27 protein-coding genes and 1 riboswitch are annotated in these 24,635 nt (G+C 49.0%); of the genes, 8 read left to right on the plus strand and 19 right to left on the minus strand.

Annotation, left to right across the window (positions count from 1 at the left end; translation table 11 throughout):
- Positions 1–7: 7 nt before the first annotated feature.
- Positions 8–1,225: a peptidase T gene (pepT, locus tag M1Q06_RS13935; protein ID WP_434400121.1), complete on the plus strand. Its 1,218-nt coding sequence runs from the start codon at positions 8–10 to the stop codon at positions 1,223–1,225.
- A 100-nt stretch (positions 1,226–1,325) separates the two neighbouring features.
- Here the strand turns inward: pepT and M1Q06_RS13940 are convergent, their stop codons facing one another.
- The 4 genes from M1Q06_RS13940 to M1Q06_RS13955 all read right to left on the minus strand — a co-directional run bounded on the left by M1Q06_RS13940 (position 1,326) and on the right by M1Q06_RS13955 (position 5,014).
- A complete protein-coding gene (locus M1Q06_RS13940) occupies positions 1,326–1,823 on the minus strand; it encodes a DUF4825 domain-containing protein (RefSeq protein ID WP_101805561.1) in 498 nt (165 codons plus the stop codon).
- Between the two features lie 47 nt (positions 1,824–1,870).
- Positions 1,871–2,815 (minus strand): lipoyl synthase, encoded by a 945-nt coding sequence (gene lipA / locus M1Q06_RS13945; RefSeq protein WP_434400123.1) that lies wholly within the window; start codon positions 2,813–2,815, stop codon positions 1,871–1,873.
- On the minus strand, positions 2,812–3,651 hold the full coding sequence (locus M1Q06_RS13950) for a lipoate--protein ligase family protein (RefSeq protein ID WP_404337839.1): 840 nt from the start codon (positions 3,649–3,651) through the stop codon (positions 2,812–2,814). Before M1Q06_RS13950 ends, lipA begins: the two co-directional genes overlap by 4 nt.
- Before the next feature lie 88 nt (positions 3,652–3,739).
- A riboswitch (TPP riboswitch) is annotated at positions 3,740–3,846 on the minus strand.
- Between the two features lie 148 nt (positions 3,847–3,994).
- Complete coding sequence (locus M1Q06_RS13955; RefSeq protein ID WP_404334810.1) at positions 3,995–5,014, minus strand: STAS domain-containing protein; 1,020 nt, start codon at positions 5,012–5,014, stop codon at positions 3,995–3,997.
- Positions 5,015–5,148: 134 nt separating this feature from the next.
- On the opposite strand from M1Q06_RS13955, the gene M1Q06_RS13960 reads away from it, so the two are divergent.
- Both M1Q06_RS13960 and M1Q06_RS13965 read left to right on the plus strand, forming a co-directional pair.
- Complete coding sequence (locus M1Q06_RS13960; protein WP_101191467.1) at positions 5,149–5,379, plus strand: hypothetical protein; 231 nt, start codon at positions 5,149–5,151, stop codon at positions 5,377–5,379.
- Positions 5,380–5,446: 67 nt separating this feature from the next.
- Entirely contained in the window at positions 5,447–5,869 is a 423-nt protein-coding gene (locus M1Q06_RS13965) for a pyridoxamine 5'-phosphate oxidase family protein (RefSeq protein WP_101191469.1), read from the plus strand.
- Between the two features lie 26 nt (positions 5,870–5,895).
- Here the strand turns inward: M1Q06_RS13965 and M1Q06_RS13970 are convergent, their stop codons facing one another.
- Positions 5,896–6,330: an RrF2 family transcriptional regulator gene (locus tag M1Q06_RS13970; RefSeq protein ID WP_058383791.1), complete on the minus strand. Its 435-nt coding sequence runs from the start codon at positions 6,328–6,330 to the stop codon at positions 5,896–5,898.
- A 216-nt stretch (positions 6,331–6,546) separates the two neighbouring features.
- Here M1Q06_RS13970 and hmpA point away from each other — a divergent pair, with 216 nt between their 5' ends.
- On the plus strand, positions 6,547–7,728 hold the full coding sequence (gene hmpA / locus M1Q06_RS13975; RefSeq protein WP_404466756.1) for an NO-inducible flavohemoprotein: 1,182 nt from the start codon (positions 6,547–6,549) through the stop codon (positions 7,726–7,728).
- Between the two features lie 96 nt (positions 7,729–7,824).
- Positions 7,825–8,508: an IucA/IucC family C-terminal-domain containing protein gene (locus M1Q06_RS13980; protein ID WP_101191473.1), complete on the plus strand. Its 684-nt coding sequence runs from the start codon at positions 7,825–7,827 to the stop codon at positions 8,506–8,508.
- A gap of 29 nt (positions 8,509–8,537) precedes the next feature.
- Here M1Q06_RS13980 and M1Q06_RS13985 read toward each other — a convergent pair whose 3' ends face one another.
- Positions 8,538–9,401, minus strand: coding sequence for a VLRF1 family aeRF1-type release factor (locus M1Q06_RS13985; RefSeq protein ID WP_434400127.1), 864 nt, complete (start codon positions 9,399–9,401; stop codon positions 8,538–8,540).
- A gap of 163 nt (positions 9,402–9,564) precedes the next feature.
- Here M1Q06_RS13985 and M1Q06_RS13990 point away from each other — a divergent pair, with 163 nt between their 5' ends.
- Positions 9,565–9,876: a DUF3243 domain-containing protein gene (locus tag M1Q06_RS13990; protein WP_068870281.1), complete on the plus strand. Its 312-nt coding sequence runs from the start codon at positions 9,565–9,567 to the stop codon at positions 9,874–9,876.
- Between the two features lie 49 nt (positions 9,877–9,925).
- Here the strand turns inward: M1Q06_RS13990 and mdrP are convergent, their stop codons facing one another.
- From mdrP to M1Q06_RS14055, 13 genes are all read right to left on the minus strand, one after another.
- A complete protein-coding gene (gene mdrP, locus M1Q06_RS13995; RefSeq protein ID WP_434400130.1) occupies positions 9,926–11,200 on the minus strand; it encodes a multidrug efflux MFS transporter MdrP in 1,275 nt (424 codons plus the stop codon).
- A 31-nt stretch (positions 11,201–11,231) separates the two neighbouring features.
- Positions 11,232–13,361 (minus strand): ATP-dependent helicase, encoded by a 2,130-nt coding sequence (locus tag M1Q06_RS14000; protein WP_434400132.1) that lies wholly within the window; start codon positions 13,359–13,361, stop codon positions 11,232–11,234.
- A gap of 77 nt (positions 13,362–13,438) precedes the next feature.
- A complete protein-coding gene (locus M1Q06_RS14005; protein ID WP_158290779.1) occupies positions 13,439–13,612 on the minus strand; it encodes a hypothetical protein in 174 nt (57 codons plus the stop codon).
- Between the two features lie 15 nt (positions 13,613–13,627).
- Complete coding sequence (locus tag M1Q06_RS14010; protein ID WP_121298572.1) at positions 13,628–13,828, minus strand: YwbE family protein; 201 nt, start codon at positions 13,826–13,828, stop codon at positions 13,628–13,630.
- A 93-nt stretch (positions 13,829–13,921) separates the two neighbouring features.
- Positions 13,922–15,046, minus strand: coding sequence for a YsnF/AvaK domain-containing protein (locus M1Q06_RS14015; RefSeq protein ID WP_434400134.1), 1,125 nt, complete (start codon positions 15,044–15,046; stop codon positions 13,922–13,924).
- A 124-nt stretch (positions 15,047–15,170) separates the two neighbouring features.
- A complete protein-coding gene (locus M1Q06_RS14020) occupies positions 15,171–17,219 on the minus strand; it encodes a catalase (RefSeq protein ID WP_434400136.1) in 2,049 nt (682 codons plus the stop codon).
- Positions 17,220–17,376: 157 nt separating this feature from the next.
- Entirely contained in the window at positions 17,377–18,348 is a 972-nt protein-coding gene (locus M1Q06_RS14025) for a glutaminase (RefSeq protein WP_135449298.1), read from the minus strand.
- Between the two features lie 113 nt (positions 18,349–18,461).
- Entirely contained in the window at positions 18,462–19,064 is a 603-nt protein-coding gene (locus tag M1Q06_RS14030) for an alpha/beta hydrolase (RefSeq protein WP_434402879.1), read from the minus strand.
- A 121-nt stretch (positions 19,065–19,185) separates the two neighbouring features.
- Positions 19,186–20,055 (minus strand): Hsp33 family molecular chaperone HslO, encoded by an 870-nt coding sequence (gene hslO, locus M1Q06_RS14035; RefSeq protein ID WP_121298580.1) that lies wholly within the window; start codon positions 20,053–20,055, stop codon positions 19,186–19,188.
- A 39-nt stretch (positions 20,056–20,094) separates the two neighbouring features.
- Complete coding sequence (locus M1Q06_RS14040; protein ID WP_434400138.1) at positions 20,095–20,304, minus strand: DUF896 domain-containing protein; 210 nt, start codon at positions 20,302–20,304, stop codon at positions 20,095–20,097.
- Between the two features lie 149 nt (positions 20,305–20,453).
- Positions 20,454–20,900, minus strand: coding sequence for a GNAT family N-acetyltransferase (locus M1Q06_RS14045; RefSeq protein ID WP_434400140.1), 447 nt, complete (start codon positions 20,898–20,900; stop codon positions 20,454–20,456).
- Positions 20,900–21,781 (minus strand): patatin-like phospholipase family protein, encoded by an 882-nt coding sequence (locus tag M1Q06_RS14050; RefSeq protein ID WP_434400142.1) that lies wholly within the window; start codon positions 21,779–21,781, stop codon positions 20,900–20,902. Before M1Q06_RS14050 ends, M1Q06_RS14045 begins: the two co-directional genes overlap by 1 nt.
- 27 nt (positions 21,782–21,808) lie before the next feature.
- On the minus strand, positions 21,809–22,486 hold the full coding sequence (locus M1Q06_RS14055) for an SOS response-associated peptidase (RefSeq protein ID WP_434400144.1): 678 nt from the start codon (positions 22,484–22,486) through the stop codon (positions 21,809–21,811).
- Positions 22,487–22,650: 164 nt separating this feature from the next.
- On the opposite strand from M1Q06_RS14055, the gene M1Q06_RS14060 reads away from it, so the two are divergent.
- Positions 22,651–23,082: a hypothetical protein gene (locus M1Q06_RS14060; RefSeq protein ID WP_058382819.1), complete on the plus strand. Its 432-nt coding sequence runs from the start codon at positions 22,651–22,653 to the stop codon at positions 23,080–23,082.
- 119 nt (positions 23,083–23,201) lie between these two features.
- On the plus strand, positions 23,202–24,398 hold the full coding sequence (locus M1Q06_RS14065) for an MFS transporter (RefSeq protein WP_434402881.1): 1,197 nt from the start codon (positions 23,202–23,204) through the stop codon (positions 24,396–24,398).
- The last annotated feature ends 237 nt before the right edge of the window (positions 24,399–24,635 follow it).

Raw genomic sequence — 24,635 nt, forward strand, 5'->3', positions numbered from 1 at the left:
CTCTACCATGATCGAAAAATTGATCGAACGCCTGATTCGCTACGCCAAAATCGACACGCAATCCGATTTTGAAAATGACGCAACCCCTTCTACACCGGGCCAATGGGATTTGCTCGCTGAACTGGAAAAAGAAATGAAGAACATCGGCTTGGAGGAAGTCGAAGTGGACGACCACGGCTATTTATTCGGCACTTTGCCGGCGAATACAGAAGAACAGCGCCCGGTCATCGGCTTTCTGGCACATGTCGACACGGCCACCGACTTCACCGGAAAAGGCGTCAACCCGCAGCGCGTCGAAAAGTACGACGGGAAAGACATTTCATTAAATGACAAAGTGACGATGAGAACGGCTGATTTCCCTGCCTTGCAGAATTACATCGGCCATACTTTGATCACGACAGACGGCACGACTTTGCTCGGTGCCGACAATAAAGCAGGAATTGCCGAAATCATGACTGCCATGGAATATTTGATCGAACACCCGGAAATCGAACACGGCAAAACTCGCGTCGGCTTCACGCCGGATGAGGAAATCGGCCGCGGCCCGCATAAATTCGATGTCGCCCGTTTCGGCGCCGACTATGCGTACACGATGGACGGCGGCCCGCTTGGCGAGCTTCAATACGAAAGCTTTAATGCCGCGAGCGCGAAATTGACCATACACGGAACCAGCGTCCACCCCGGTTCCGCCAAAAACAAAATGGTCAACGCTATTACGGTCGCGACGCGCTTCCAGGCTGAAATGCCATCTGATGAAGTGCCTGAGAAAACGGAAGGCTACGAAGGCTTTATCCACTTGAACAACTTCAATGGTTCCGTCGAACAAGCGGTGCTTCAGTACATTGTGCGCGATTTCGATAAAGACAAATTCGAAGCGAAAAAACGCCATATGGAACAAGTGGCTGCCGGATTGCAAAAAGAATTCGGTGAACAAGCAATCGAACTCGAGCTCGAAGACCAATACTATAATATGCGCGAAAAAATCGAACCCGTGATGGAAATCGTCGACCAAGCCGAACAAGCGATGAAGACATTGGGGCTTTCCCCGGACATCATCCCTGTACGCGGCGGTACGGATGGATCCCAATTATCTTATATGGGCTTGCCGACGCCGAACATCTTCACAGGCGGCGAAAACTATCACGGCAAATTCGAGTTCATCTCCGCTGAAAACATGGAAAAAGCGACTCAAGTGATTGTGGAAGTTGCAAAAATCGCCAAATAACCGGGTTCCCCTATCCATTTCCCGGGAAATTTTTTCAGTACGATTCAACACAAAAAAGCAGCGGCCTAATGCCGCTGCTCTTTTTAGGTTTCATGCAGTTTTAGGATTGTGTCAACAGCGCATCAATTTTTTGGTCTTCATCCAAATATTGTTCGAGCAGCTCTTCTAATTTCTCTTGCTCATCAATTTCGGTCAAATCCACTTCATACCAAGCTTGCAATTGCTCTCTCGTCAGTTGGTATTGTTCCACGTCTGCTCCTGTGTCGAAGTCAAATTGGACCCACTCCACATTGTCGATCAGCGTAAACAAATAAGTCGCATTATGTGCCGCTGTTTCCTTATCCGATAATGTTGCCTTTTCCCAATCGTAAGAGGCGGTGACTCCATAAGGCTGTTGTTTCGTCTCCAGTTCAAAGCCTGTAAAATGCTCTGCACCCGGCAGCCTGTTAAGGGTGTTGAGAACGGCACTGTTATTCCCGACTGCCGCCCCTTCATATTCGAAGAGGTCTGGTTCCTCTGCCGCAAGCAACGGGCTGCATGCGCTCATAACGAACAGCGCGGTGGATAACAGCATAGCCGCAGCAAGTATTTTTCTCAATTCAAGCCCTCCTCTAAGAAAGGTTTCTATAGACCCGCTCCGCTATTTCAAAATTCGATGCGGTCGATTTTCGCGCCCGTTGATTCGACGCCTTTCATGTATTTGATGCGTTTCTGCACAGCGGTTTCGTTTACTTGCTCATCCGCATGGTATGAAGAACGCACCATCGGGCCGGCCTCGCAATGCTTGAATCCTTTCGCCAATGCGATTTCCTTCAACTCCTGGAACTCGTCCGGATGGTAGTAACGGACGACGTCCAAATGCTTCAATGTCGGTTGCAAATATTGGCCGATCGTCATGATGTCGACTTTGTGCGCCAACAGATCATCCATCGCTTCGATAATCTCTTCTTTCGTTTCCCCGAGCCCAACCATGATGCTTGATTTGGTCGGCACATGCGGTGCGATTTCCTTGACCCGCAATAGCAATTCCAGTGAACGATCGTAGGTCGCTCTCGCACGGACCCGTTTGGTCAGGCGGCGCACCGTTTCAATATTATGGTTGAAAATATCCGGTTCGCTGCTCATCAACATATGCAAGCTTTCGTAATCGCCTTTCATATCGGACGGCAAAATCTCGACCGTGGTCTCGGGCATTTTCCGGTGGATGGCGCGGACGGTTTCCGCAAAGACGGCAGCTCCGCCATCTTTCAAATCATCGCGGGCGACTGCTGTAACGACGACATGCTTCAAGTTCATGATTTCCGTCGATTCCGCTACGCGTTCCGGCTCGCCCCAATCCAGTTCGTTCGGCAACCCGGTCTTGACGGCGCAGAACCGGCACGCTCTTGTGCACGTATCCCCCAAAATCATGAAGGTCGCGGTACGGCGTTCACTCCAGCATTCATGGATATTCGGGCATCTCGCTTCTTCGCATACCGTGTTCAATTTTTTCTCGCGCATCAATTTCTTCAGATCATTATAAGTTTCGTTCGTGTTCAATTTCACTTTCAGCCATTCGGGTTTACGTTCACGCTGCTTTGTTTTTGTCATCGCATAAGTTCCCCTTTCTCTTCTCGTCGGTGGTTCCATTCTTCGCTTGCGTATTTGTCTTCGAGCACGCGCACTTCTTCTAGCAGTTCAGCTGGCGGTTCAAATTTTTCCAAACGGATGCCAAGCCCCGTTTCAAATCCATCCTTGAATGCCTGTTGCACTTCTTCTAAACTTGCCGGTTCTTGCATCAGTTCGTTGATTGCAACGGCGCGTGTTCGGAAAGCTTGGCGCGCCCTTTCCTTCACCGCTTCACTCGGGTATACGAACAATTCGAACAACTGGTTTTCATCAAGCTGAAGCGGAATCGAGCCGTGCTGCAAAATGATGCCTTGTTTTCTTGTCTGCGCGCTTCCTGCCGCTTTTCGACCTTCAACAGTCAATTCATGCCAAGACGGTTCTTCAAAGCATACCGCTGAAGATTCTTTCGAACGCTTCTTCTCTGCAGCAAGTTGTGCTCGAATCCCTAAATTGCGGTAACCTTCAAGCAAGCCTCGGGAAATGACCAAATACGCTTCTTTTACAGATTTTGGCATGGATGGATGATGTTCCGGAATTACCACGCTGTAAGTCAATTCCTGATCGTGGAGTACGGCTTTTCCGCCGGTCTGCCTCCTGACCAAGGGAATGCCTAATTGCGCAGCTTTTTCGAGATCGATACTGCCATTCAGTTTCTGGAAAAATCCCACTGAAATCCCGGCTGGCGCCCATCCGTAAAATCTGAGCACAGGTTTCATGCCTGTCTTTCGCTGCCAGTTCATCAATGCTTCGTCCATTGCCATATTGTGGGCCGGGGTGCAAAGCCCCGACTCCATATAGCCCCATGTTTCCTCCAAAATGTCTCAACTCCTCTCAGCTTATGCATGACTCCAAAGCCCATAAAAAAACACCGCTTTCCCATGGGGAAGCGGTGTATGCAGACAAAAGGAAGCATACGCACCACTTCCCTACGCTGGCATGGTCCAGATCAGGTTCAAGGGGTCCAAGCATTCGCTCGTCTCAGCCAGTCAATTCCGGCTCCCCCAGTGGTCAGCTATGTATAGTTCTTCTCAAGCTTATCATTTCTTTTAAGAAATCTCAATATACTAAATAGTTTTTTCTTTATATTTTTATCCAATTTATTCAAAAATATCCAAAAAAAGCTTTCCCTACGCGTTTCTGCGAATCGGGAAAGCATTGTAATTAAATAATGGTCTTGCCGTTCTGCGCCAACGCGAAGTGGATACTGTGTTGAAGCGTACGGAAGCATTCATAGCCTGAGAGGTCTACTCCCGCTTCTGTGATCGTTATGCTGGTGTGCGGCGAAATGCCGGCCAGCACCGTTTTCGTCCCGATCAAATTCGCGGCAGACCCTAATTTTTCGATCAGCATCGCCGCATGCTGGTTGAAGCTTTCATTGAGACCGGTCAAATCGAGCAGCAAATAGCGCGCTTTGTATTTCGGCAAATTCTCAAGCGTTTTGGTCAATAACTCTTCAGCACGCGCTTCATCATAGCGTCCGAGAAGCGGAACGACCACAATATCTTCGAGCACTGGAATAAGCGGTGAAGAGATTTCCCGGATCATGTCATGGAGATCCGCTGTCTTTTCATCCACCAGCTGTTCGAGTTCGCGGATTTTCTCCGATTCTTTGCGGCGTGCCAGTGTATGGATGTTCTTTTCAATCGTCTCTTCTGACGGGAAATAGCGGATCAGGCATTCATCATGCCCTTCAATCTGCGAGTGGACCACTTCATACCAAATGCTGCGGCCGAGGAGCGAGCTGAAGATTCCCGCGTAATGGGCCGGCAAGAAACTGCCGCCGGTCTTTTTTCCTTGTGCCACATTGATCTGATATTCCCAGCTGTTTTTCAGCGTCACTTCCAAAGTGGCGGCTTCTATATCCAAATTGCGGATGGATGCCAATCCCCAGCCAGCTGATGCATATGTATTGGTTATAAGTTCCGAAGCTTTAAAAACGGAAATCCCGCCCATTTTGTGGAAATAATCCCCCACTACCTGGCCTTGGCGAAATCCTGTCGACTCCAAAACGACAGTTGCTGCGTCTTCCCCAGAGATTTCCTCGATGGAATCAAAGAACATTTTCATCGCAGTGGAAGTCCAGAACAGTACGGAATTCTGCCCTTCAAAGAGGAAGCGCCCTTGTGGGAGATCCCATTCAAAATCCAGGCCGCCCACGTTTACCTTCGTTTGTTGCGTCATTGTATAGCCATCCTCCTTATTTAGCACTATTAAATAATCATACGCCAGCCGGGTATCCCCAGCAAGTTCTAATGTTTTAAAGCACTCCAATTAAGGAATAGATAGACAAGAACGCTAAAGGAGAGGTGCTAACGATGGCAGAAAAAGACCGTTTCAACGAAAAGGAACGAAAAACAAGCGACGGAGCTCCAATGGACAATCCTGAGCAAGTTAAGACAGATAAAGAAACCATGACAGAAATGCACGAAGAAGAAATGAATGTGGATTCCATCCCATTGGAAGACTTGAAGCAGGACATGAAAGACGAAAAAAATCCCCGTGATACGAAAGATGATTCAGCAAGCGAGGAAAAACATCCAGAATGATTTCTTCTGCGGGCTTATCGCCCGCAGTTTTCCTGGCAAACGATACTACTGTAAAGGAGAGATTTGAATGGCACAACAAGAATTAAAACAACAAGCATTGAAAATTTTGGAAGACAGCATGATCGGGACTTTGGCAACGATCAAAGACAACAAGCCGCATTCCCGTTATATGACATTCTTCAATGACGAGTTTACTTTATATACGGCTACAAGCAAGCAGACACAGAAAGTGGACGAGCTCGAGAAGAATCCTAACGCCCATATCCTGCTTGGCTACGAAGGGGAAGGCGTCGGCGATAGCTTCCTAGAAATCGAAGGCCAGATGTCGCTGCGGGATGACCGTGAGCTGATCGACAAAGTGTGGAACGAACACTTGACCGGCTGGTTCGATGGCCCAGAAGACCCCAACTTGATCATCCTGGCAATTACGCCAACGCGTGTCCGTTTAATGAACCGCAAAGGCAAAGATCCACAAACAATCGAATTATAAAAAAAGCCTCCGCTATCGGAGGCTTTTTACGTGCGCAATAAATCACGTAATCCTTCTTTATTAAATAGAAGATCTTGCAAATTGTATTCATCCAATACTGACAGATACGCATGCAGTGCCTTGCCGAGAACACCACGTAGCCCGCAGATCGGGGAAATCGGGCACATATTGGTCTCTGGATTGAAACATTCCACCAAGTGGAAATCTTCTTCCATTTTACGGACGACCTTGCCGACATTGATGTTCTCGGGACGGTCCGCCAAACGAATGCCGCCTCCCCTGCCCCTGACCGTCTCGATAAATCCCGCTTTGCCGAGTTCGAATGTCACTTTCATCAAATGGTTTTTCGATATATGATAAGCATCGGAAATTTCCTGTATGGTTGTCAGTTTGCCATCTTCTTTTGTTCCCAAATAGATGAGTACGCGCAATGAATAATCCGTATACATCGTTAATCTCATTGGTTTCACCTTCCCTGCACGTTTATTATACGCGCCGCCATAATTTCTGGAAAGGAAACGCATCTGCAGAATCGGGGCTTTTTCAGCCCATTATTCCATGTGTGACTTTTCTGTGAAATGAAATGTGTCTAAATTTTAAAGATGTATTTTAAATATATCTTTTAAACTCCTTTCGGTTTATAGTGGGATTATAGAAAACAAAAGGAGAGATTGACTATGTTATCCGAACAAACAAGAACCATTGTCAAATCCACTGCCCCTGTATTAGCTGAACACGGAAAAACCATCACCACCGTTTTTTACAGCAATATGTTCGAAGCGCATCCGGAACTTTTAAATATTTTTAACCAAGCCAACCAAAAACAAGGCCGCCAGCAAACGGCGCTTGCCAATACTGTGTATGCAGCTGCGGTGCATATCGATAATCTCGAAGCGATCCTTCCAGCAGTTGTCCAGATCGCCAATAAACACGTCAGCCTTGGCGTTAAAGCTGAACATTACCCAATCGTCGGGGAATACTTGCTGAAAGCGATCAAAGAAGTACTTGGCGATGCGGCGACAGATGAGATCATCAATGCCTGGGCAGAAGCATACGGCGTCATTGCCGATGTCTTCATCAGCATCGAAAACGGCATGTACGAAAAATCCGAAACCCAGGAAAACGGCTGGAGCTTCTTCAAAGACTTCACCATTGCACGCAAAGTGAAAGAAAGCGAAAACATCACTTCGTTCTATCTAAAACCGGCTGATGGCAAGAATGTGCCGAGCTATGAAGCTGGCCAATACATCACGGTTCGCCTTGCGATCCCTGGAGAAGAATTCCTTTTCAACCGCCAATACAGCTTGTCCCAAGCATCGCGTCCGGATGAGTTTCGTATTTCCGTCAAGCGCGAAGCTGACAACGACCCGAACGGCCTGGTGTCCGTTTACCTGCACGAAAACATGAACGAAGGCGACCGCATCGAAGTCAGCGCGCCTGCCGGCGAATTCGTGCTCGATACAAAACGTGAGACGCCTGTCGCTTTCGTCAGCGGCGGCGTAGGTATCACGCCGATGATGAGCATGTTCGAAACGGTGGCTACACAAACACCGGAACGCCCGGTTTCCTTCCTTCATGCAGCACGCAACGAAACTTTGCATGCTTTCGACAAAGACGTCCAAAAATACGTCGCGACGATGGACAATGCCAAATACAAAACTTTGTATTCCGATGAGCCACAAGGCTATATCACTCGCGAAATCTTGGAAGACATGGTCGATGCAAGCGGCGAAGTCTACGTCTGTGGACCCGTTCCTTTCATGGAGAAAATGATCAGCGAATTGCGCGCACTCGGTATGTCCGATGAGCAGATCCATTATGAATTCTTCGGCCCTGCTGTCGCCCTACAATCCGTCTAAACAGCAAAAGCCGCTTCCCGATTGAGGGAAGCGGCTTTTTTGATGCTTGGCAGCCCCGCCCTATTCCGGTAGCATGGAGAAAAAGGGGGAATTGAGATGCACTTGCCTATGGCCGTTAAACAAGCACTCCAAATGCAATCGGTCATCGTCGACCGGCTTCCTGCCCATCCCTTTTCTTCTTCCAATCCGGAGATATTGATTGAAGAGTTAAAGGACTGGAGCGGAACGGAAAACAATGGAGTGGCTGTTTCTTATTTTTTTCGCCAAATCGCATTATTCGTGACGGCCCAATTCAGCTTAATCCACCAGCAGGGCGGATATTTCAAGACCCCGCCTGAAAAACTTGGCTATGGCCGGATACAGAATTACGGCTTGCCGCTCATTTCTTTTCACGTCGAGTCAGCTGATTTCATTGAAATTCCCGCTGAACAAAGAAGCGAAGCTTTCCGGTATGTATTGATCGGGCAGACAGATGCGCTGCTCCGGCAATTGCGCCGCCACGCAAAGATATCGCCGATTACGTGCTGGGAAAATGTGCTCGGCTCACTTGCTTGGTATTACGCAAACCTTCAAAGACACTATCCGCGGATGGCCGCTGAAGATCTCGAATGGCTGATGGAAGACCAGAATTGGGAACCCCTCCGCAAATCCCAGTGGCGCAATTTCATCGGCACCACGCCCCTTGAACGGGCAGTCTCCGTGCCAATGCGGAAAACTTGCTGCTTGTATAAGGAATTGGCGGCGTTCGATACATGCACGTTTTGCCCACAACCCCATTAAAAAAGCTCCGGCTGGGCCGGAGCTTTTTATTATTTCTCGAAAACTTCATGCAGAATCTTGTCTGCACTATTATTGATCAGGTTTTTATGGATGCAGCTGTTGGGCTTTTTGTGGAGCGCTTTCGAAAATGACTGGGCGTGCTCAGCTTCCCCGATGACGTGGATTTCTTCCCAGCGCCGCTCTTTTTTCAACTTCTCGATTTTCGCGCCCATGTCTTTATAGAAACGGTCCAAGTTTTCTTTTAAACGGTGGTCGAGTTCATCGACAGGGCTTCCCCCGCCGCTTCCCCCGATGACCGGGCTGTTTCCGCCAGCAGCGCCGCCGCCAGTCGAACCAGCGCCGCTGCGGCCTTGGATGCGCCCCGAGCTTCTGACGCCTTTTTGCTCAGTCCATACTTCAAGGCCTGCGTCGAATTCGTAATAGACTTCTTCATTGACGATGCCGACAGATGTATCAAGCACGCGGATGCCTTTGAAGCTCGGCAGGATCACGCCTGCATATGGATATGCTTTGTAGATATAGCGCAATTGGTCGAGTGCCGGTTTGTTTTCCCATTGGAAATCGGTTTTGACGGAAATCTGCAAATGCTTCACCCAAAACAGGTCGTCTTGAGTGGATGCAAAAATAACGACACCCTTCTGGAGGTCGCCTTGATTGTCCAATATTTCCTTTTCCACTTTTTTACGTAATTCTTTGTAGGCTTTCAATTCCTTTTCATCTTTTGAGGCGGTCAAATACTCCTCGAGGCGCTTCAGGCCGTTCTTCAACTGGATCTTCCAGGCCCCGTTCTGTGCTTCACGGTCTGCCGGGTTCGTATTGAGATATACACTCAATACACAGCGGTCTTCACATTCGAATTGTTTCAGCTCTTGGATTTCGTCGTATAATGTCATTCACCCATCATCCTCCTTTAATCCTTACTTGTTATCTGAATACCCCAACCGCCTGTGCTTAAACGGCAGCCACCCTTTTCTTTTTCAATATTCCAACGTTTAAATTGTCCTGTCTGTGGTAAACAATTACTAGCAACAAAAAATGACGAGGAGTGAATTATACATGGAAAACATTGATAAAAAAGTAGAAGAGAAATTGAGCAATACGGATAATAAGAAGAAAGAACAGATTTTAGCGGAATTCTCGACTTTCATCGACTATTTGGGCGATAAAGTTCAGATGGGCGAGAAAATGGGCTTAAGCGAAGAGCGCATCGCGCAGCTGGCGTCTAAAGTAGCCGATTACCTGGCGAAAAAAGAAGACCCGAAAAATAGCGAAGAGTACCTATTGCAGCGCTTATGGCAAGTAGGCGACAAAGAAGAGCAGCATATGCTCGCCCATATGCTAGTCAAGTTGGCAAAAGAACAGAACTGATCACGCAAAAAGCCTGAGCTTAACCGCTCAGGCTTTTTCCTATGCTCAGCTATGCGCTTATGGCAGCTCTTTTTTCATATAAATGGAACATCCATAGATAAACGAATCCGCTCAACACCGCGAATGCCCCAAGGATGATAAAGGTCCAGCCGAACCCGAACCAGGCAGTCATCGGGATGGAGACCGGCGCAATCATCCGGCCAATCGTATAGCGCAGGCTCGCCGCGGCGAAATACTGGCCGCGCATCGATTCGGGCGCAAGTTTGGAAATGAAGCTCTGCTGCAGCCCGACAATCATCAATTCAGCAAATGTAAAGACCGCCATCGCCACAAAGAATATCCAAAACCACGAAGTCATCGGGAAAATCGCCATCGATAAGCCGAACAACATGGCCGAGAAGAAGAACACCCATTTTTCGGGGAACTTGGTCATCCACCGTGTAATGACGACTGTCAGAAGTGCCACAATCAAACCATTCTCCGCAAGCAGGATACCGAAAGACGTTTCCCCGGTCACCGACCATTCACGACCCAGGAAGTCCAGGATCGTTTGGCGGTCAATCGTTTCCTTCAAGTAGACCGGGATGACAAGGTCCAGTTGCATGAAGGTCTGCGCTCCCAATACTCCCGCTACGACAAACAATAAAAAGACACGGTCTTTCAAGATGATGCCGTAATCCTTCACTTGCGAAAGCAATGCGCCTCTCCATCCAGTCGCTCCCCCTTCTTTCCATTTATCCATAACTTCAGCCGATAAGGTCTCTTCAGTGTACAGGCGCAATAATAGCCCGAGCAGCATCGAAATGATGGCAACTGCCAACAGCAACTCGAAACGATAAGAGAAAAACAGCACAGCACCGAATAAAGGGCCGATAACGACGGCAATATTCAAGGTCGTATAGAACACCGCAAATACATCGCTCCGGTATTTTTCAGGAATGACGTCCGCAATCATCGCCTGGCTCGCTGGCCAGTACAAGGAACCGCACATGCCGGCCAGCGTGAACGCCACGAAACTGAGTTCGGGCGAACTGAGCCACGGCGAGTTTGCCGCAGCGAACAGCAAGAACGCAAAACCCTGTGCCACAGCAGCGGACACGAGCATTCGCTTGCGCCCGAAACGGTCAGCAAAATAGCCGCCAAATAAATTGGCAGCCACAGAAAACATTTGGGAGACGATTAATAAGAAGCCCGCCATCCCTTTCCCGAACTCTTCCGCAAAATAAATCGCTAGAAATGGGAACACCATCCAAAAACTTGTATTCATGAAAAATTCGCCCACCAGCCGCACTTTCAGGCTGCGGTTCCAATCCCTGATCTTCATCTATACTGCCTCGCTTCTGCGTCTGTCTTTCTTATACCAGTTCGAGCAATTGATATTGCAGGCAAATTTCCAATAGAAACTCTTTATGCTCTTTGGCAAACTGGATGCTGACTTTCTCTTCATCCAAATCCGTAATCCGGCCATTTCCGAAGACGCGGTGGCGTATATTCGCCCCCACCTGCAATTCCTCAACAGAACGGACCGCATCGGGATTATCCGGTACTGTAATTTTTGCTTTCGGAGCTTTCGGCGCGGACGGTTTGGCTATTTCCGCCTGTTTCATTTTCGGCAAGGCGATGCGCCGTACTTCTTCTACAAAACGCGATTCCTTGTCATAGCTGAGCAATTCCAGATGGCGTTTCGCCCTTGTCATGCCAACATAGAACAAGCGCCTGGCTTCCTCCAGCAAAGCGGGATCATCGGCGTCTTCTTCTGTTGGCACAATCCCTTCGACTAAATCGATCAAATAGACCCGGTCAAACTCCAAGCCTTTTGAGCTGTGCATCGTGGACAATGTCAACATATCGTCGGTCTTTTCGGTCTTCGCCTGCTTCGTCACTTCCTCCAGCTGTTTCAAGCGTTTCGCGAAATCCATCATCGTTGGAAGCGGTTCGGCGATTTGTTCAAGCGTGTTGAGGATCTGCTGTAAATAATCGAGCTTCATGCCGAATTTTTCCGCGCGGCTTTTGAGCATCTGGTCATAGCCCATATCGCGACGGATGGTTTGGATCACTTTCAAAGGCGGCATATCCTTCAACGCGCCCATCGATTTCCGCTGTTCCGCGATAATCCGAAGCTGGTAATCCTTCATGGTGATGGCCAAAGTGATTTCTTCGAATGCATGCTGCTTTGTCGGCTGCATCCTCCCTAATTGCTTGAGCTGAGAAGCCGACCAATAGGCATTCGTCTTCGAAGCGATCTTGGAATATAAGTCCACCCGTTCCGGACGCAGGCTGAAACGCATGAAGTTTAAGATATCCTGGACAATCCAATGGCTGAAAAAGCGGTTGTCCGCATCTTTCATATAGAAAGGAATGCCGAGGCGGTCCAACTCATCCATCAATAAAGTTGAAGAAGAGTTGTTGCGGTACAAAATCGCGGCATTTCCGTATTCCTCGAGAGCGTATAGTTCTTTCAATAAATACTTCAACTGGGCTTCTTGCGAAGCAAGGCGCCGGATGACAATCGGTCCGCCTTCTGGCCTGTCGGTGAACATGTTTTTATCATGGCGCAATTTATTCGCTTTGATGAATTGATTGGCCGTACTGACGATGGTGCCCGATGAGCGGTAATTGCGCTCCATTTTCATGATGTAGGCATCCGGGTACACTTGGCGGAATTTGAGCAGATAGCTCGGCTCCGCCGCCCGCCACGTGTAAATCGACTGGTCGTCATCCGCCACGACGCATAAATTGCGGTGGCTCTCGACCAGCTTTTCAACGATGGCATGCTGGACCATGGACGTGTCCTGGCTTTCATCCGTCATGACATAATCCCAGCGCTGCTGGTATTTTGACAAGAGCTTGCGGTCTGTATTCAGCGCCTCAAAAGCGATTGTCAACATATCATCGAAATCCACAAGCCTTGGCTCATGATTCTCTTTGAACTCTTCGTAAATCGTCAAAATATCAATAGCGCTCGGGAATGGTTCATCAAGTGTCTTCCATTTTTTCTTCGGCACCATTTTGTTTTTCACAAAACTGATGAACGACACCAATTCTTCCAATTGATCGTCGGTAATCGGCTCGTCGTTTTCACGGGCGTAAATGTCTTTCAATAGGCGTTTTTTGTTAAGGCGATTCGAGTCGGCCCCTTCGATCATTACATAATCGTCTGCCGACAAATAGTCCCTCGTAATCTGAAAAGCCAAGCTATGGATCGTGGAAAAATCCACCGGCGTAAGGCCTGGGAAAAACCGTGCATAGCGTTCAAGCATATCGGTCGCCGATGCCTTGCTGAAGGTAATCGCTTTGATGCGCTTCGGCTGGACGCCCTTTTCCTCGATCAAATAGCCGATCCGCATGATCATGGTTGTCGTTTTCCCGGAACCGGGACATGCGAGAAGCAATAGCGGCCCTTCTGTCTTGGTCACCGCTTTTTTCTGTATTTTATTCAGCTCGACACCGAGCTCTTGTTTTTTCCGTTCAAAAAAATCACTCATGGTAGACTCCTTTTTGCGTTGGCAATCTCTTTCATAATAGCACAAAAGCAGGCCTATTTAAGCGGCCTGCTTTTCATTCAAATAAAATTGCGTTCCTGGGGTTTGGCGGGGTCGCCTGTTCGGCGCTTGTCCTTTCGCGTGGCCAAATCTTCATGGACACGCTCTTTTTCGTCCTGTTCTTTGCTCGTGCGGTTCGCCCCGATTCTTCTCGGGTCAGATGATTGCAGATCGTCGTTCTTTTGGTCGCTCATGCAAATCCCATCCTTTCACTTGCCGTTTAGAATTTCACAGACGCGGCCGACTTGCCCGTCCTCCAGGCGCACTTTAATGCCGTGAGGATGCGTCGCTGAATTCGTCAATAGATCCTTGACGACGCCTTTCGTTTTCTTGCCGGTCCGCTGGTCTTTTTTCAAGATCACGTTCACTTCAAGCCCAGGCTTTACATCGCTTCTTTTTTTCCCGTCCATTTTCATCCCTCCAAGCTTGTTTCCATTATAATCGAATTGCGCCGTGCATACAAAAAAGCGAAGGGTTTCCCCTCCGCTTATCATTCTTGCTTTTTATAGTCTATCGCGGTCTGTACGGTCTGTACGGTCAAACTCGTCTTCTTCGACTAAGTCGCCGTCTTTGTGGATGTCGGCTTCTTCTTTGCGAACTGTTTCGCTGACATGCTCTGTATCCTGTACTTTGTTTTTGCCGATGGAGATTTCTTCGGACACTACGTCTTTCTTTGTGACATCGACGCGTTCTTCAGAAACCGGAACGTGAATATCTTCGCCTTCAGTATAGTTATGCGTGCCAGTTGTATCTTCTTCGTTCACTGGGCGGCGCTCAACGTATACTTCTTCGCGTTCAACCGGCACTTCAAGTGATTGCTCTTCCTCGACGACATGCTTATCGACATGCACCTCGCCTGTTTGGACGCGTTCTTTATTGACTTGCAAACGCTCTTCATGCAAACGCAGGCGCTCTTCTTCAGATCCTGCACGGTCTAGGTCACGGTCGATATCTTCAACTGTGCGGTTGCGGTTTGTCGTTTCATCATTGAAGTCCGAAGTCGCACGATGAGTGCCTGTCGCATGGGCATCGTTTGTCGTACCGTCATCAGCTCCAAGCCCGAACCCAGTGCCGCGTTCTTTGTCGACACCTGCAGTTTCAGAGCCCAGTGCATCGCGCTCCGTGTTGTACGCTACATCGTTTTCATCATTGGTATCGACAGTCAAACCATCGCGTGCCACAGCCGAGTTGTCGACTTTTCTCTGGCTAGTCGTGCTATCGACAGTCCCTGAGCTTTCCGTGCTGTCGACATTGCCGTAGCTTGTGTTATCGTAAGGCGCTGCCCCTTCATAGTTCGCGCCGAACTCGCGGTCGACGAACAAGAGGATCTTGCCGTTTTGCACTTCGTTATAGTAGCGGTCTGCTTCCGCTTCGTCTACACCCATATTGGAGAAGGCTTCACGCGTTGGTTCATTACCGGATAGGAAGCCCATGAATTTATCCATCCAATTACCTTCGGATGATTTGTAATCCACGTCTGTGCGTCCGCGTACCATTGAGATCTGGTCTTCGTTGCGGGCCATCACATACATGTCTTCTTCACGTGAGCCTTGCGCTTTCATGTCTTCGATTTTTTTCAGTACTTCTGTTTCTGTGTCGAATGTTCCCATGAATTTATTGTTAGCCATTTCAAATTCCTCCATTTTTTTGAGAAGTTTTTTTGCTTTCTAGTCTTGAAAATACCCCTCAGTTATGTTATTAAACATATTCGGTTCGAAATGTGCCAAAATACTACTTTTCCACCATATTTTATCAAACTTCCCGAGTCCAGTGGCGGTGCGCTGTGATTGCCTCGATAAAGCTATCTGCGAATCCTTTCATGGAATCATCCGTGACGACTCCCGGTTCGCCGGTGTAGCCATTGGCATCCAGCCATTTCTTGCCTTCATGTGTTGCACCGATCGGCTTGAAGTGCCCGAATGCTTCCGTTACATAATAAGCGGTGTTCCGGGCGAACTTCTTGCTGACATCGGGGCCGCCTACTGCATAGATGGCGTCGAACAATACCGGGTCCGCTGTCGTGAAGGTATGGTCGATTTTCAGTTGTTTGCCGTTTCCTGCATCCAGCTTCCCTTGCTTCTCGCTGATGATTTCATATTGAAGGCCTTTGGATTCAAGCTGCTCCAATACTTCCATGACTTCCTTGCCGTTGAAGTCAGGGGCTACGATGACGCCAACCTTGCGCGTCTTGGCTGACTTAACCGTATTTTCCTGGCTTAACGCAGGTGATTTTTTGCTCGTATCGGTATTTCCTGTCTCAGGGGCTTTGACGCCGATGTTGGCAGCAATTTCCTGTGCCAGCTTGAGATTGACGTTCGCATACATGTCCACGATCTGTTGGCGGATATCGATGCTGTCGCATTTGCCGAGCTCGAAGCTGAACGCTTCGATGATATGTTGTTTTTCCGCATCGCTCATGCTGTTCCAGAACATAGTTGCTTGCGAGAAGTGGTCCTTAAAGCTATCGCTGCGCTTGCGCACTTTGCGGCCTTCCACTTTCTCCTGGTAATGGACATATCCGCCGTCCGCTTCGCTGACAGGTGCCGGCGTATGGTTGGTGAAGGAACTCTTCTGATAGGAAACTTTTCCTTTATTGATCGTCTGGCGGCCATAGCCATCGCGCTGGTTGTTATGGAACGGGCAAACGGCGCGGTTAATTGGCAGTTCATGGAAATTCGGCCCGCCCAGGCGAATCAATTGCGTATCTGTATAGGAGAATAAACGGCCTTGGAGAAGTGGGTCATTCGAGAAATCGATTCCCGGCACTACATGGCCTGGATGAAATGCCACTTGCTCGGTCTCCGCAAATACGTTGTCAACATTGCGGTTCAATGTCATCTTGCCGACGATGTGGATCGGAATCTCTTCTTGTGGCCACATTTTTGTCGCATCGAGCAAGTCAAAATCGAATTTGTGCTCGTCTTCTTCCGGCACGATCTGGACGCCCAATTCGTATTCCGGATAATCACCGTTTTCAATGGCTTCGTGCAAATCTGCCCGGTGGAAGTCGGGGTTTTTCCCGTTTATTTTTTGAGCCTCATCCCATACGACTGAGTGAACTCCTAGCGTCGATTTCCAATTGAATTTTACGAAATGGGATTTTCCTTCCGCATTGACGAAGCGGAATGCATGGACCCCGAATCCGTCCATCGTCCGGAAGCTTCTTGGGATGGCACGGTCAGACATCGTCCACATGACCATATGGGCCGATTCCTGGTTGTTCGCGACAAAATCCCAGAACGTATCGTGTGCTGTTGCCGCTTGCGGAATCTCGTTATGCGGTTCCGGTTTAATCGCATGGACCAAATCAGGGAACTTGATGGCATCCTGGATGAAGAATACCGGGATATTATTGCCGACTAAATCGTAATTGCCTTCCTCGGTATAGAATTTCGTTGAAAATCCGCGTGCGTCCCGCGCTAACTCTCCTGAGCCCCGCGAGCCAGCTACTGTGGAAAAACGGACGAAGACCGGGGTTTTTTTGCCTTTTTTCGACAGGAATTTTGCTTTCGTCAAATGTTCAAGCGAATCATAGGCTTCGAATTCACCGTGAGCTGCAAAACCACGTGCATGGACCACGCGCTCAGGAATGCGCTCATGGTCGAAATGGGTCATTTTTTCACGGAAATGAAAATCTTCCATCAAAGTCGGCCCGCGCTCCCCCGCTTTTAAGGAAAATTCGTCCTCCGATAATTTCAAGCCTTGGTTTGTCGTCAAATCTTTACCGCTGTCATCTGACCGGAATTGTTCCAATTGTTCGTTCTTGCTGTTTTCATCGACTTTCTTCGGATCTTGTGCCATTTTTCCACTCCTCATCTATTTATGCATTGCTTAGTCTTTCTGTACCCCCTCACCATGACCGGAAACAAATAAATAGAAAAATCGAAAAAAACTATGAAAAAAGGCCTTGCAGTGAGGAGATTTCACTGCAAGGCTCTGCTTAATCTTGGCATTTTTATCAAAAAATACTTAAATCCCATTCTTTTGAAATTTGGCGAAGCATCATCGTTCCGGCAGCGCTGTTTCCTTGCACATCAATTGCCGGACCATAAACGCCGATACCTGCCCCTGCACGGAATTCATAGGTTTGTGAGTGAAGTTTCGGCGGTACGGCTGCCATGATACCGCCTGAGACACCGCTTTTCGCCGGGATGCCGACATGCGCCGCGAAATTCCCGGATGAATTGTACATGCCGCAAGTGACCATCAACACTTTCGTCACTTGTGCGATTTCTTCGGAAAAATGCTTCACTTTCGTAATCGGGTTGTAACCGTCGTAAGCGAGGATCAATCCCAGAAGTGCCAAGTCTTTCACTGACACTTTGATGGCGCATTGGCTAATGTAGATATCGAGCGCTTCTTCCACTTCGAGTTCGAGGAAGTTCGCTTCCTTCAAATAATAAGCGAGTGCCCGGTTGCGGTGCGACGTGGCCCATTCCGAATCGTAAACTTCCTTGTCGATTTCGATTGGGTGCCCAAGCAGCTCTTCCAGGAAGCCTTTCAAAAACTCAAATTTCTTTTGCGCATTCCGCCCTGGGAGCAGCGATGAGATCGTAATGGCCCCTGCATTGATGAACGGGTTGAATGGCTTATTCGGCCGGTGGATTTCAAACGGCACGATGGAATTGAACGCTTCACCCGTCGGCTCAACGTCCACCCGCTCCAATACGAAGTCCAAACCATAATGGCAACTTAGCGCCACAAATGTCAGCGCTTTGGATATGCTCTGCAAAGTGAACTCGGTGTCGGTGTCTCCTGCACAATAATAATGGCCGTCTTCGTCGATCATGCAGATACCGAGTTTGCCCGGGTCGACTTTACCCAGGGCTGGTATGTACTGGGCCGTGGTGCCGAGAACGGCATGCCCTTTGTTTTCTTTCACCCAAGCTTCAAGCTGCTCGGTGATGCGCGGATTGTTTTGCACCGCCATCCCTCCTTCAGTTCGTTTTCATTAATCATGACCGAAGCATATCATGATTGTCAAAGCTTGCGGAACGGAATCGGGCGAAAGAAAAAACTCCTCCAGAGTTGGAGGAGTTTTGTTCACCCTTTTTCATACCAAGCTTTCGCTGCAACCAATTCATCCATCGTCAGCTGGTGGCCTTGGTTTTCCCAATGCAGGTCGACTTTGGCGCCGGCTCCGCTTAGCAGTTTTTCCAGATCTTCCGATTCTTCTTTCGGGCAGATCGGGTCGTTGGTTCCAGCAGCGATGAAGACACGCGTCCCTTCCAGATTCGGCAATTCCTTATTGCGGTCCGGTACCATCGGGTGGTGCAAAATCGCCGCTTTCAGTGAATCTTCATACGAGAACAGCAGGTTGGCGGCAATATTCGCGCCATTTGAATAACCGAGCGCAATGACGTTATTGCGGTCAAAGCCGTATTCATCAGCTGCCTGACTAATAAATGCGTGCAGCTCTTCTGTCCGTTCACGCAAATCTTCCATATCGAAGACACCCTCCGACAAGCGTTTGAAAAATCGCGGCATGCCGTTTTCCGACACATTCCCGCGAACACTCAGCACGCCCGCTTCCGGATCGATATGCCCTGCTGCAGGCAATAAGTCCGTTTCCGTCCCGCCTGTTCCGTGCAACAGCAAGAATGTCGGCTTGGACGCCTCCGCTGGTGGGTTGTAAATATGTTTCATCATGTAAAAACCTCCTATTTATAATATCTTTAATTCGAGATAATAACATCATATCATATCCACCTTACGCTTCCAAATCAAAAAGCCTGCGGAATATTCCACAGGCTTTACATAAAGTAAATTAAGACAACATGTCCTGCAATTGATCTTTCGAGAACACATAGGTTTCGTTGCAGAAATGGCATTGCGCTTCCGCCTTGCCTTCGGTCACGATGATATCTTCGATTTCCGCAGACCCAAGGCCCTGAATGGCGTTATGGATGCGCTCACGCGAGCATTGGCATTGGAAATTCACCGGCATCGTATCGAGCGCTTTGACGTTTTCTTTGCCCAAGACTTCGTCCAAGATATCTTCAGGCGTCAAACCGGCACGCACCATATTGGAGATGGTCGGGATTTCGGCCAGGCGCTGTTCGAGCTGGCTGATTACTTTTTCATCAGTACCCGGCATCAATTGGATGATGAACCCGCCTGAAGCCAGGATGGTATTGTCGGGATTGACGATAACGCCGACACCGACAGAAGAAGGCGTCTGTTCGGAAGTCACGATGTAATGGGTAAAATCATCCCCGAGTTCGCCCGAGACGATCGGCACTTGGCCGACATACGGATGCTGCAAACCGATATCTTTGGAGACAGTCAGTGTCCCTTCTGTCCCGACTGCCCGGCGGACATCGAGTTTGCCTTGCTCATTCAAGTCAAAATGGGTTTGGGGATTGGACACATAGCCACGCACTTCACCTTTTGCGTTGGCGTCAACTAGAATCGTGCCGAGCGGGCCGCCCCCATTGATTTTAATCGTCAATTTCTCCTCGCCTTTCAGCATCGCACCGAGCATGACGCTTGCTGTCATGGAGCGGCCAAGTGCCGCGGACGCTGTAGGCCATGTGTAATGGCGGCGTTGCGCCTCGTTCACCGTTTCTGTCGTACGGGTTGCGAAGGCACGGATTTGGCCATCATAGGCCAAGGCTCTCACTAAATAATCGTTCATCTATTTTCTTCCTCTCTGAAACCGCTTTGGTTTGTTCGTTTATCTTGAGTCTTTGACTTTGTTTGGCGTGACATCCGCGCCGAGCGGGTCAATGACCGTCATATTCGTTACCGTCGTCTCGACTTGTCCACGGATTTCATGGAGATATTCGCGGCGGAGCACTTGCTGCTCCCGGATTTCCGCATAGCTCAATCCGTAGCTGCGCTCTTTTTGTGCCAATTCATTAATGCGCGGTAAGATCTCAATCATCTGAATCGCACTCCTTTCTGTGCGGACAGGGACATATCCACTTCCTTCATTTTATATTATCTCGAATTAAAAATAAATAAATGTGCCTGCATCTTCTGAAAGCACAAAAAACCGCCTGCAGTCCTCAAAAGAACTACGGCGGAGGGCGGTCAATTGGCAAGACGGAATTGAGTGCATGTAACCCCTGGTGCCACTTCGAAGGTTTCTTCTTCCCGAAAGCCGAACGATTCATACAGCTTGCGGGCCGGCGCATTTGCCGTGCCCGTGCTGACGATGAACTCCTTTTCTTTGTTGTGCTCTAGGAGATGGCCGACCAGGCTGCGGGCAATGCCTTGCCGAAACTGAAGCGGGTCCACGACAAGCCGGTAAATGTCGATAACATCACCTTCTTCTTTATAGGAAATGAACCCCTTCAAATACTCTTCCTGATAACCGAGGAATGTCTCTTCGCTTTGCTGGATTTCTTCGATTGTCTCGGAAATGTGAGGAATGTCATGAAACCCCATCAGTTCCGCTTCAATCCGATAAGCTGGCCGCTGGATTGATTGGATGTCGCGTGCAGTTTTCTCTTTTGTCTGGTCTATTCGGACAATCATCACAAACTCCTTTCCAAACTTAAAGTATTATTCGCCTGGATGAATTTCCGGGCCCGTGGCACCATCAATTCTGCATCCCGGTAGCCTTGGACATACAAAGCCGCAAGCCGCTCCTGATCCCGTTCGATGCCGCGCAGCTTATGCAAATTGCGCGGACGGATGATCATGGCCTCTTCTTGCGCTTCAAGCGCCTCTATGTGCGCCACTGATTCATTATAAACTCGCTGCCGTTCTTCCAATGCCCGCGCAAGGCCTGGATATTGGCGGGCAAATGCAGGCGCCAGGCGCATTAAGGGCGTATGGCGCTTCCGGTAGCTCTTTTCCCGGGTCATCACGATGATTGGCTTGGTCACGCCATCTGATAAGGCTTGTTTAATCGGCAGCGGATCGGCGAGGCTGCCATCCATAAGAAGGCGTCCGCCGAATTCCACAGGGCGCGACATGAACGGCAGCGAACTCGATGCACGCACAACCGTGAGCAATTCTTCCGGGGGCAGCGGCTTGCGGTAATAGATTGCTTCCCCCGTCATGCAATCCGTGGTCCCAACGACGAATTCTTCCGCAGCTGCACCGAATCCGCCATAATCGAATGGCACCAGCCGGTTCGGGATATCATCGAAAATCAAGTTCATGCCGAACAGTTCCCGTTTCTTCAGCAAATTCTTCATGGAAATATAATCGGGATGGGTGACATAATCGATCATCACCGTCCGGTTCCTGCCGCTTTGCCGGGAAAGATACGATACGGCATTACATGCGCCAGCCGAGACGCCAATGACATAATCCGTAAACACATCCTCTTCCATAAGCTTCTGCAGCACGCCTGCTGTGTAGACACCCCGCATGCCGCCGCCTTCCAAGATCAATCCGCTTTTCACCATGACCCTCCCCTTTGCTTGAAAGTGTGATCATCCGATTTTCCGAATCAATTCCTGCCCTTTATTCTTTGGCGAGTTGACCGCGCTGGAGACTTCGTACGCTTCCAACACTTCCGCTTCGTAAGGCTTGATGAGTTTCTGCAATAGCTCGGGGTCCTGGATATTCGGATCGAGCCAGGTTTTTTCCGCTTCCTTGTCCAAAATCACTGGCATGCGGTCATGGATATCCGCCATCACTGCATTCGGCTGTGTCGTCAAAATCGTACAGCTATGGACCACTTCCCCTTCCGGCGATTCCCATGACTCCCACAACCCTGCAAACGCAAACAATTCGTCACCCTCCAAATGGATGAGCATCGGCGTTTTGCCATCCTGCCCTTTTTTCCATTCGTAAAATGCATTCGCCGGAATGAGGCAGCGCTTTTTCTTGAAGGCGCTCCGAAAACTCGGTTTTTCCGCAGCCGTTTCCGCTCGGGCATTAATCATTTTGTAGCCTATCTTCTCGTCTTTCGCCCATGACGGGATGAGCCCCCAGCGTAATGTCCCAAGCCGGTTGCGCTCGCCGTCATTGATGACCGCAACGATTTGCTGGGAAGGCGCCACATTGTAATTCTCTTCGTAAGAAGCCTGATCGAGGGCGGCTTCTTCTATCTCAAAACGCTCAAGCAAGGCTCCATAATCTGCATATAAGGCAAATCTTCCGCACACTGGAATCCCCTCCTTTTTCTAAGTGGATTGGCTTACTTCCAATATAACAGATTTTTCAAACTTCTCTAGCAATCTGCTGTCCATTGCTTTAGGTACGCCCTTTCTGCGTATAAGCCAAAAGAATGTTATAATAGAAAGACTATAAGGAAATGAGGAGGAATTGCATGGCTACTGCGCGCGAAATGAATTTGGTCAATAAGGATCTTTTGGTTGAGGAATTGGGCCTCAAGCAATTCGGCAACTCGAATGTATTTTACAATGAGGACTTTTTTGTCCTTTCTCCGTCTGTGCAACGTTACGAAAAAGGTTTTGATGTAAGTGAATACAATCTCTCGAAATATGACCCAGAAAAACACCAAGGATTTGTCATCGTCCGTTACATGGATACGTTCCTAATGGCGAAACTTGAAAGCTTCACTGACAAGATGATGCCTCCTGAACTGCAATTGAAGAAAAAGAACGTGAAGCCGCATTGGAAATTTACGGTTGTCGAAAACCCGGCCTATCATCTCGTGAATACCCAAAACAAAGAATTGCGCTATCGCCTGCAGGAACCTACCCGCAAACAAATTCTTGCGTATTTCAATAAGCTTTAACGTCCAGCCCGCATGTTTCATGCGGGCTTTTTCACACCCTTTTTGCCGCTCCCACTTATTTGCCAATGAGTGATAGAATGGATAGCAGAAGCTTTGACGAAATGGAAGTGATTGCCTTCATGGAAAAACGCACATACACGGTACGCGACCGTGAATTCTGGAAAATCATTGCGAGCCTGCTAATGGCTTCGTTATTTATTTTTGCCAATATTTACTCCGTACAGCCTTTGCTGCCGGTATTCGTCTCGGATTTCGGGGTGTCGGTCTCGACTTCCAGCCTGTCTCTTTCCCTGACGATCATCGGATTGATTGCGGGGCTGGTCATTCTCGGCTTCTTTTCTGACCGCAACGGGCGGCGCTCCTATATCATCTGGTCGCTGCTCGGCTCTGCCATCCCGTTTTTCATCCTGCCGTTTGTCGAATCGTTCACGGTATTTCTTGTGCTGCGATTGATCCAAGGCTTTGCGCTTGCCGGGGTTCCAGCTGCAGCACTCGCCTACATCAGCGAGGAAATCGACCGCAAAAACATCGCCTATGCCACCGCTTTATACATATCGAGCAATGCACTCGGAGGCATGCTCGGACGCGTTTTGACTGGATTTCTCACGGATGCGTTTTCCTGGCAATTGACGTTTTTCGCATTCGGCGTGACCGGCATCGCTTTGTTTATCGCCGTCTTTTTGCTATTGCCGCCTTCCCATCATTTTGAACCGAGCGAACTGAGCTTTTCAAAAGATATCGAGGGCTTCCTGTTCCATTTGAAAAATCCCGCGCTGCTCGTTGTGTTCGGCCTCGGGGCGATTCTCCAAATCGCCTTTACCGGCGTCTGGACCTATTTGCCGTTCCACCTCGAAGCACCGCCATTTTCCATGTCGCTGCAGGCGATCTCCTATCTGTTCTTCGCCTACGGCATCGGGGTCATCGGCTCGCCTATGGCTGGGCGCGCCGCTGAAGCGTTCGGCTTGAGGCGCGTGCGTATCATCGGCGTGTTCATTTTTTCTGCAGGCGTGTTGATGACACTCGGCTCTGAACTGTGGATGGTCGCAATCGGCTTATGCGTGACCTGCCTCGGGTTTTTCACGGCCCATTCACTGACCGCTGCTTCTGTCGGCCAGCAGGCTACGCATCATAAAGGCAGCGCATCGAGTTTATATCTCGTATCGTATTATATTGGCGTGGCGGCTGGGAGCTCATTGCTCAGCCCTATCTGGACCCGCTTCGGATGGAACGTGCTGATCATTCTTTGCGCAGCGATGCCAGCGATTTATGTAATGATCGTTACTTGGTACAGAAAAAGAGCCGCCTCGATTGCATGAGGCGGCTCTTTAGAGTATTGAAGAAGTCTGTAAGTCACTATAATTCAACTAAGTGGTTGCGTTTTGTCATTTAAAAATCAATGACCTAGCTGAGTGTTTGGAGAAGCGTTTGCTCGTAAACCCTTCTGCTCAATAATGCTGCGCATTACTTCGCAAAGATAAGGTCTCACGTAGTTCGGCCTTATCTTTCCTGTGGGACTAGCGGGTTTGAGAGACCCTGCAGGAGCGAAGTGACGA

The organism is Planococcus sp. 11815 (assembly GCF_051096385.1).
Taxonomy (GTDB): Bacteria; Bacillota; Bacilli; order Bacillales_A; family Planococcaceae; genus Planococcus; species Planococcus citreus.

Coding starts and splice junctions, on each gene's coding strand:
- pepT (WP_434400121.1), top strand. CDS start 8: ATGATCGAAAAATTGATCGAACGCCTGATTCGCTACGCCAAAATCGAC.
- lipA (WP_434400123.1), bottom strand. CDS start 2,815: ATGACAAAAACAAAGCAGCGTGAACGTAAACCCGAATGGCTGAAAGTG.
- M1Q06_RS13955 (WP_404334810.1), bottom strand. CDS start 5,014: ATGACGCAACAAACGAAGGTAAACGTGGGCGGCCTGGATTTTGAATGG.
- M1Q06_RS13960 (WP_101191467.1), top strand. CDS start 5,149: ATGGCAGAAAAAGACCGTTTCAACGAAAAGGAACGAAAAACAAGCGAC.
- M1Q06_RS13965 (WP_101191469.1), top strand. CDS start 5,447: ATGGCACAACAAGAATTAAAACAACAAGCATTGAAAATTTTGGAAGAC.
- M1Q06_RS13970 (WP_058383791.1), bottom strand. CDS start 6,330: ATGAGATTAACGATGTATACGGATTATTCATTGCGCGTACTCATCTAT.
- hmpA (WP_404466756.1), top strand. CDS start 6,547: ATGTTATCCGAACAAACAAGAACCATTGTCAAATCCACTGCCCCTGTA.
- M1Q06_RS13980 (WP_101191473.1), top strand. CDS start 7,825: ATGCACTTGCCTATGGCCGTTAAACAAGCACTCCAAATGCAATCGGTC.
- M1Q06_RS13985 (WP_434400127.1), bottom strand. CDS start 9,401: ATGACATTATACGACGAAATCCAAGAGCTGAAACAATTCGAATGTGAA.
- M1Q06_RS13990 (WP_068870281.1), top strand. CDS start 9,565: ATGGAAAACATTGATAAAAAAGTAGAAGAGAAATTGAGCAATACGGAT.
- mdrP (WP_434400130.1), bottom strand. CDS start 11,200: ATGAAGATCAGGGATTGGAACCGCAGCCTGAAAGTGCGGCTGGTGGGC.
- M1Q06_RS14000 (WP_434400132.1), bottom strand. CDS start 13,361: ATGAGTGATTTTTTTGAACGGAAAAAACAAGAGCTCGGTGTCGAGCTG.
- M1Q06_RS14005 (WP_158290779.1), bottom strand. CDS start 13,612: ATGAGCGACCAAAAGAACGACGATCTGCAATCATCTGACCCGAGAAGA.
- M1Q06_RS14010 (WP_121298572.1), bottom strand. CDS start 13,828: ATGGACGGGAAAAAAAGAAGCGATGTAAAGCCTGGGCTTGAAGTGAAC.
- M1Q06_RS14015 (WP_434400134.1), bottom strand. CDS start 15,046: ATGGCTAACAATAAATTCATGGGAACATTCGACACAGAAACAGAAGTA.
- M1Q06_RS14020 (WP_434400136.1), bottom strand. CDS start 17,219: ATGGCACAAGATCCGAAGAAAGTCGATGAAAACAGCAAGAACGAACAA.
- M1Q06_RS14025 (WP_135449298.1), bottom strand. CDS start 18,348: ATGGCGGTGCAAAACAATCCGCGCATCACCGAGCAGCTTGAAGCTTGG.
- M1Q06_RS14030 (WP_434402879.1), bottom strand. CDS start 19,064: ATGAAACATATTTACAACCCACCAGCGGAGGCGTCCAAGCCGACATTC.
- hslO (WP_121298580.1), bottom strand. CDS start 20,055: ATGAACGATTATTTAGTGAGAGCCTTGGCCTATGATGGCCAAATCCGT.
- M1Q06_RS14040 (WP_434400138.1), bottom strand. CDS start 20,304: ATGATTGAGATCTTACCGCGCATTAATGAATTGGCACAAAAAGAGCGC.
- M1Q06_RS14045 (WP_434400140.1), bottom strand. CDS start 20,900: ATGATTGTCCGAATAGACCAGACAAAAGAGAAAACTGCACGCGACATC.
- M1Q06_RS14050 (WP_434400142.1), bottom strand. CDS start 21,781: ATGGTGAAAAGCGGATTGATCTTGGAAGGCGGCGGCATGCGGGGTGTC.
- M1Q06_RS14060 (WP_058382819.1), top strand. CDS start 22,651: ATGGCTACTGCGCGCGAAATGAATTTGGTCAATAAGGATCTTTTGGTT.
- M1Q06_RS14065 (WP_434402881.1), top strand. CDS start 23,202: ATGGAAAAACGCACATACACGGTACGCGACCGTGAATTCTGGAAAATC.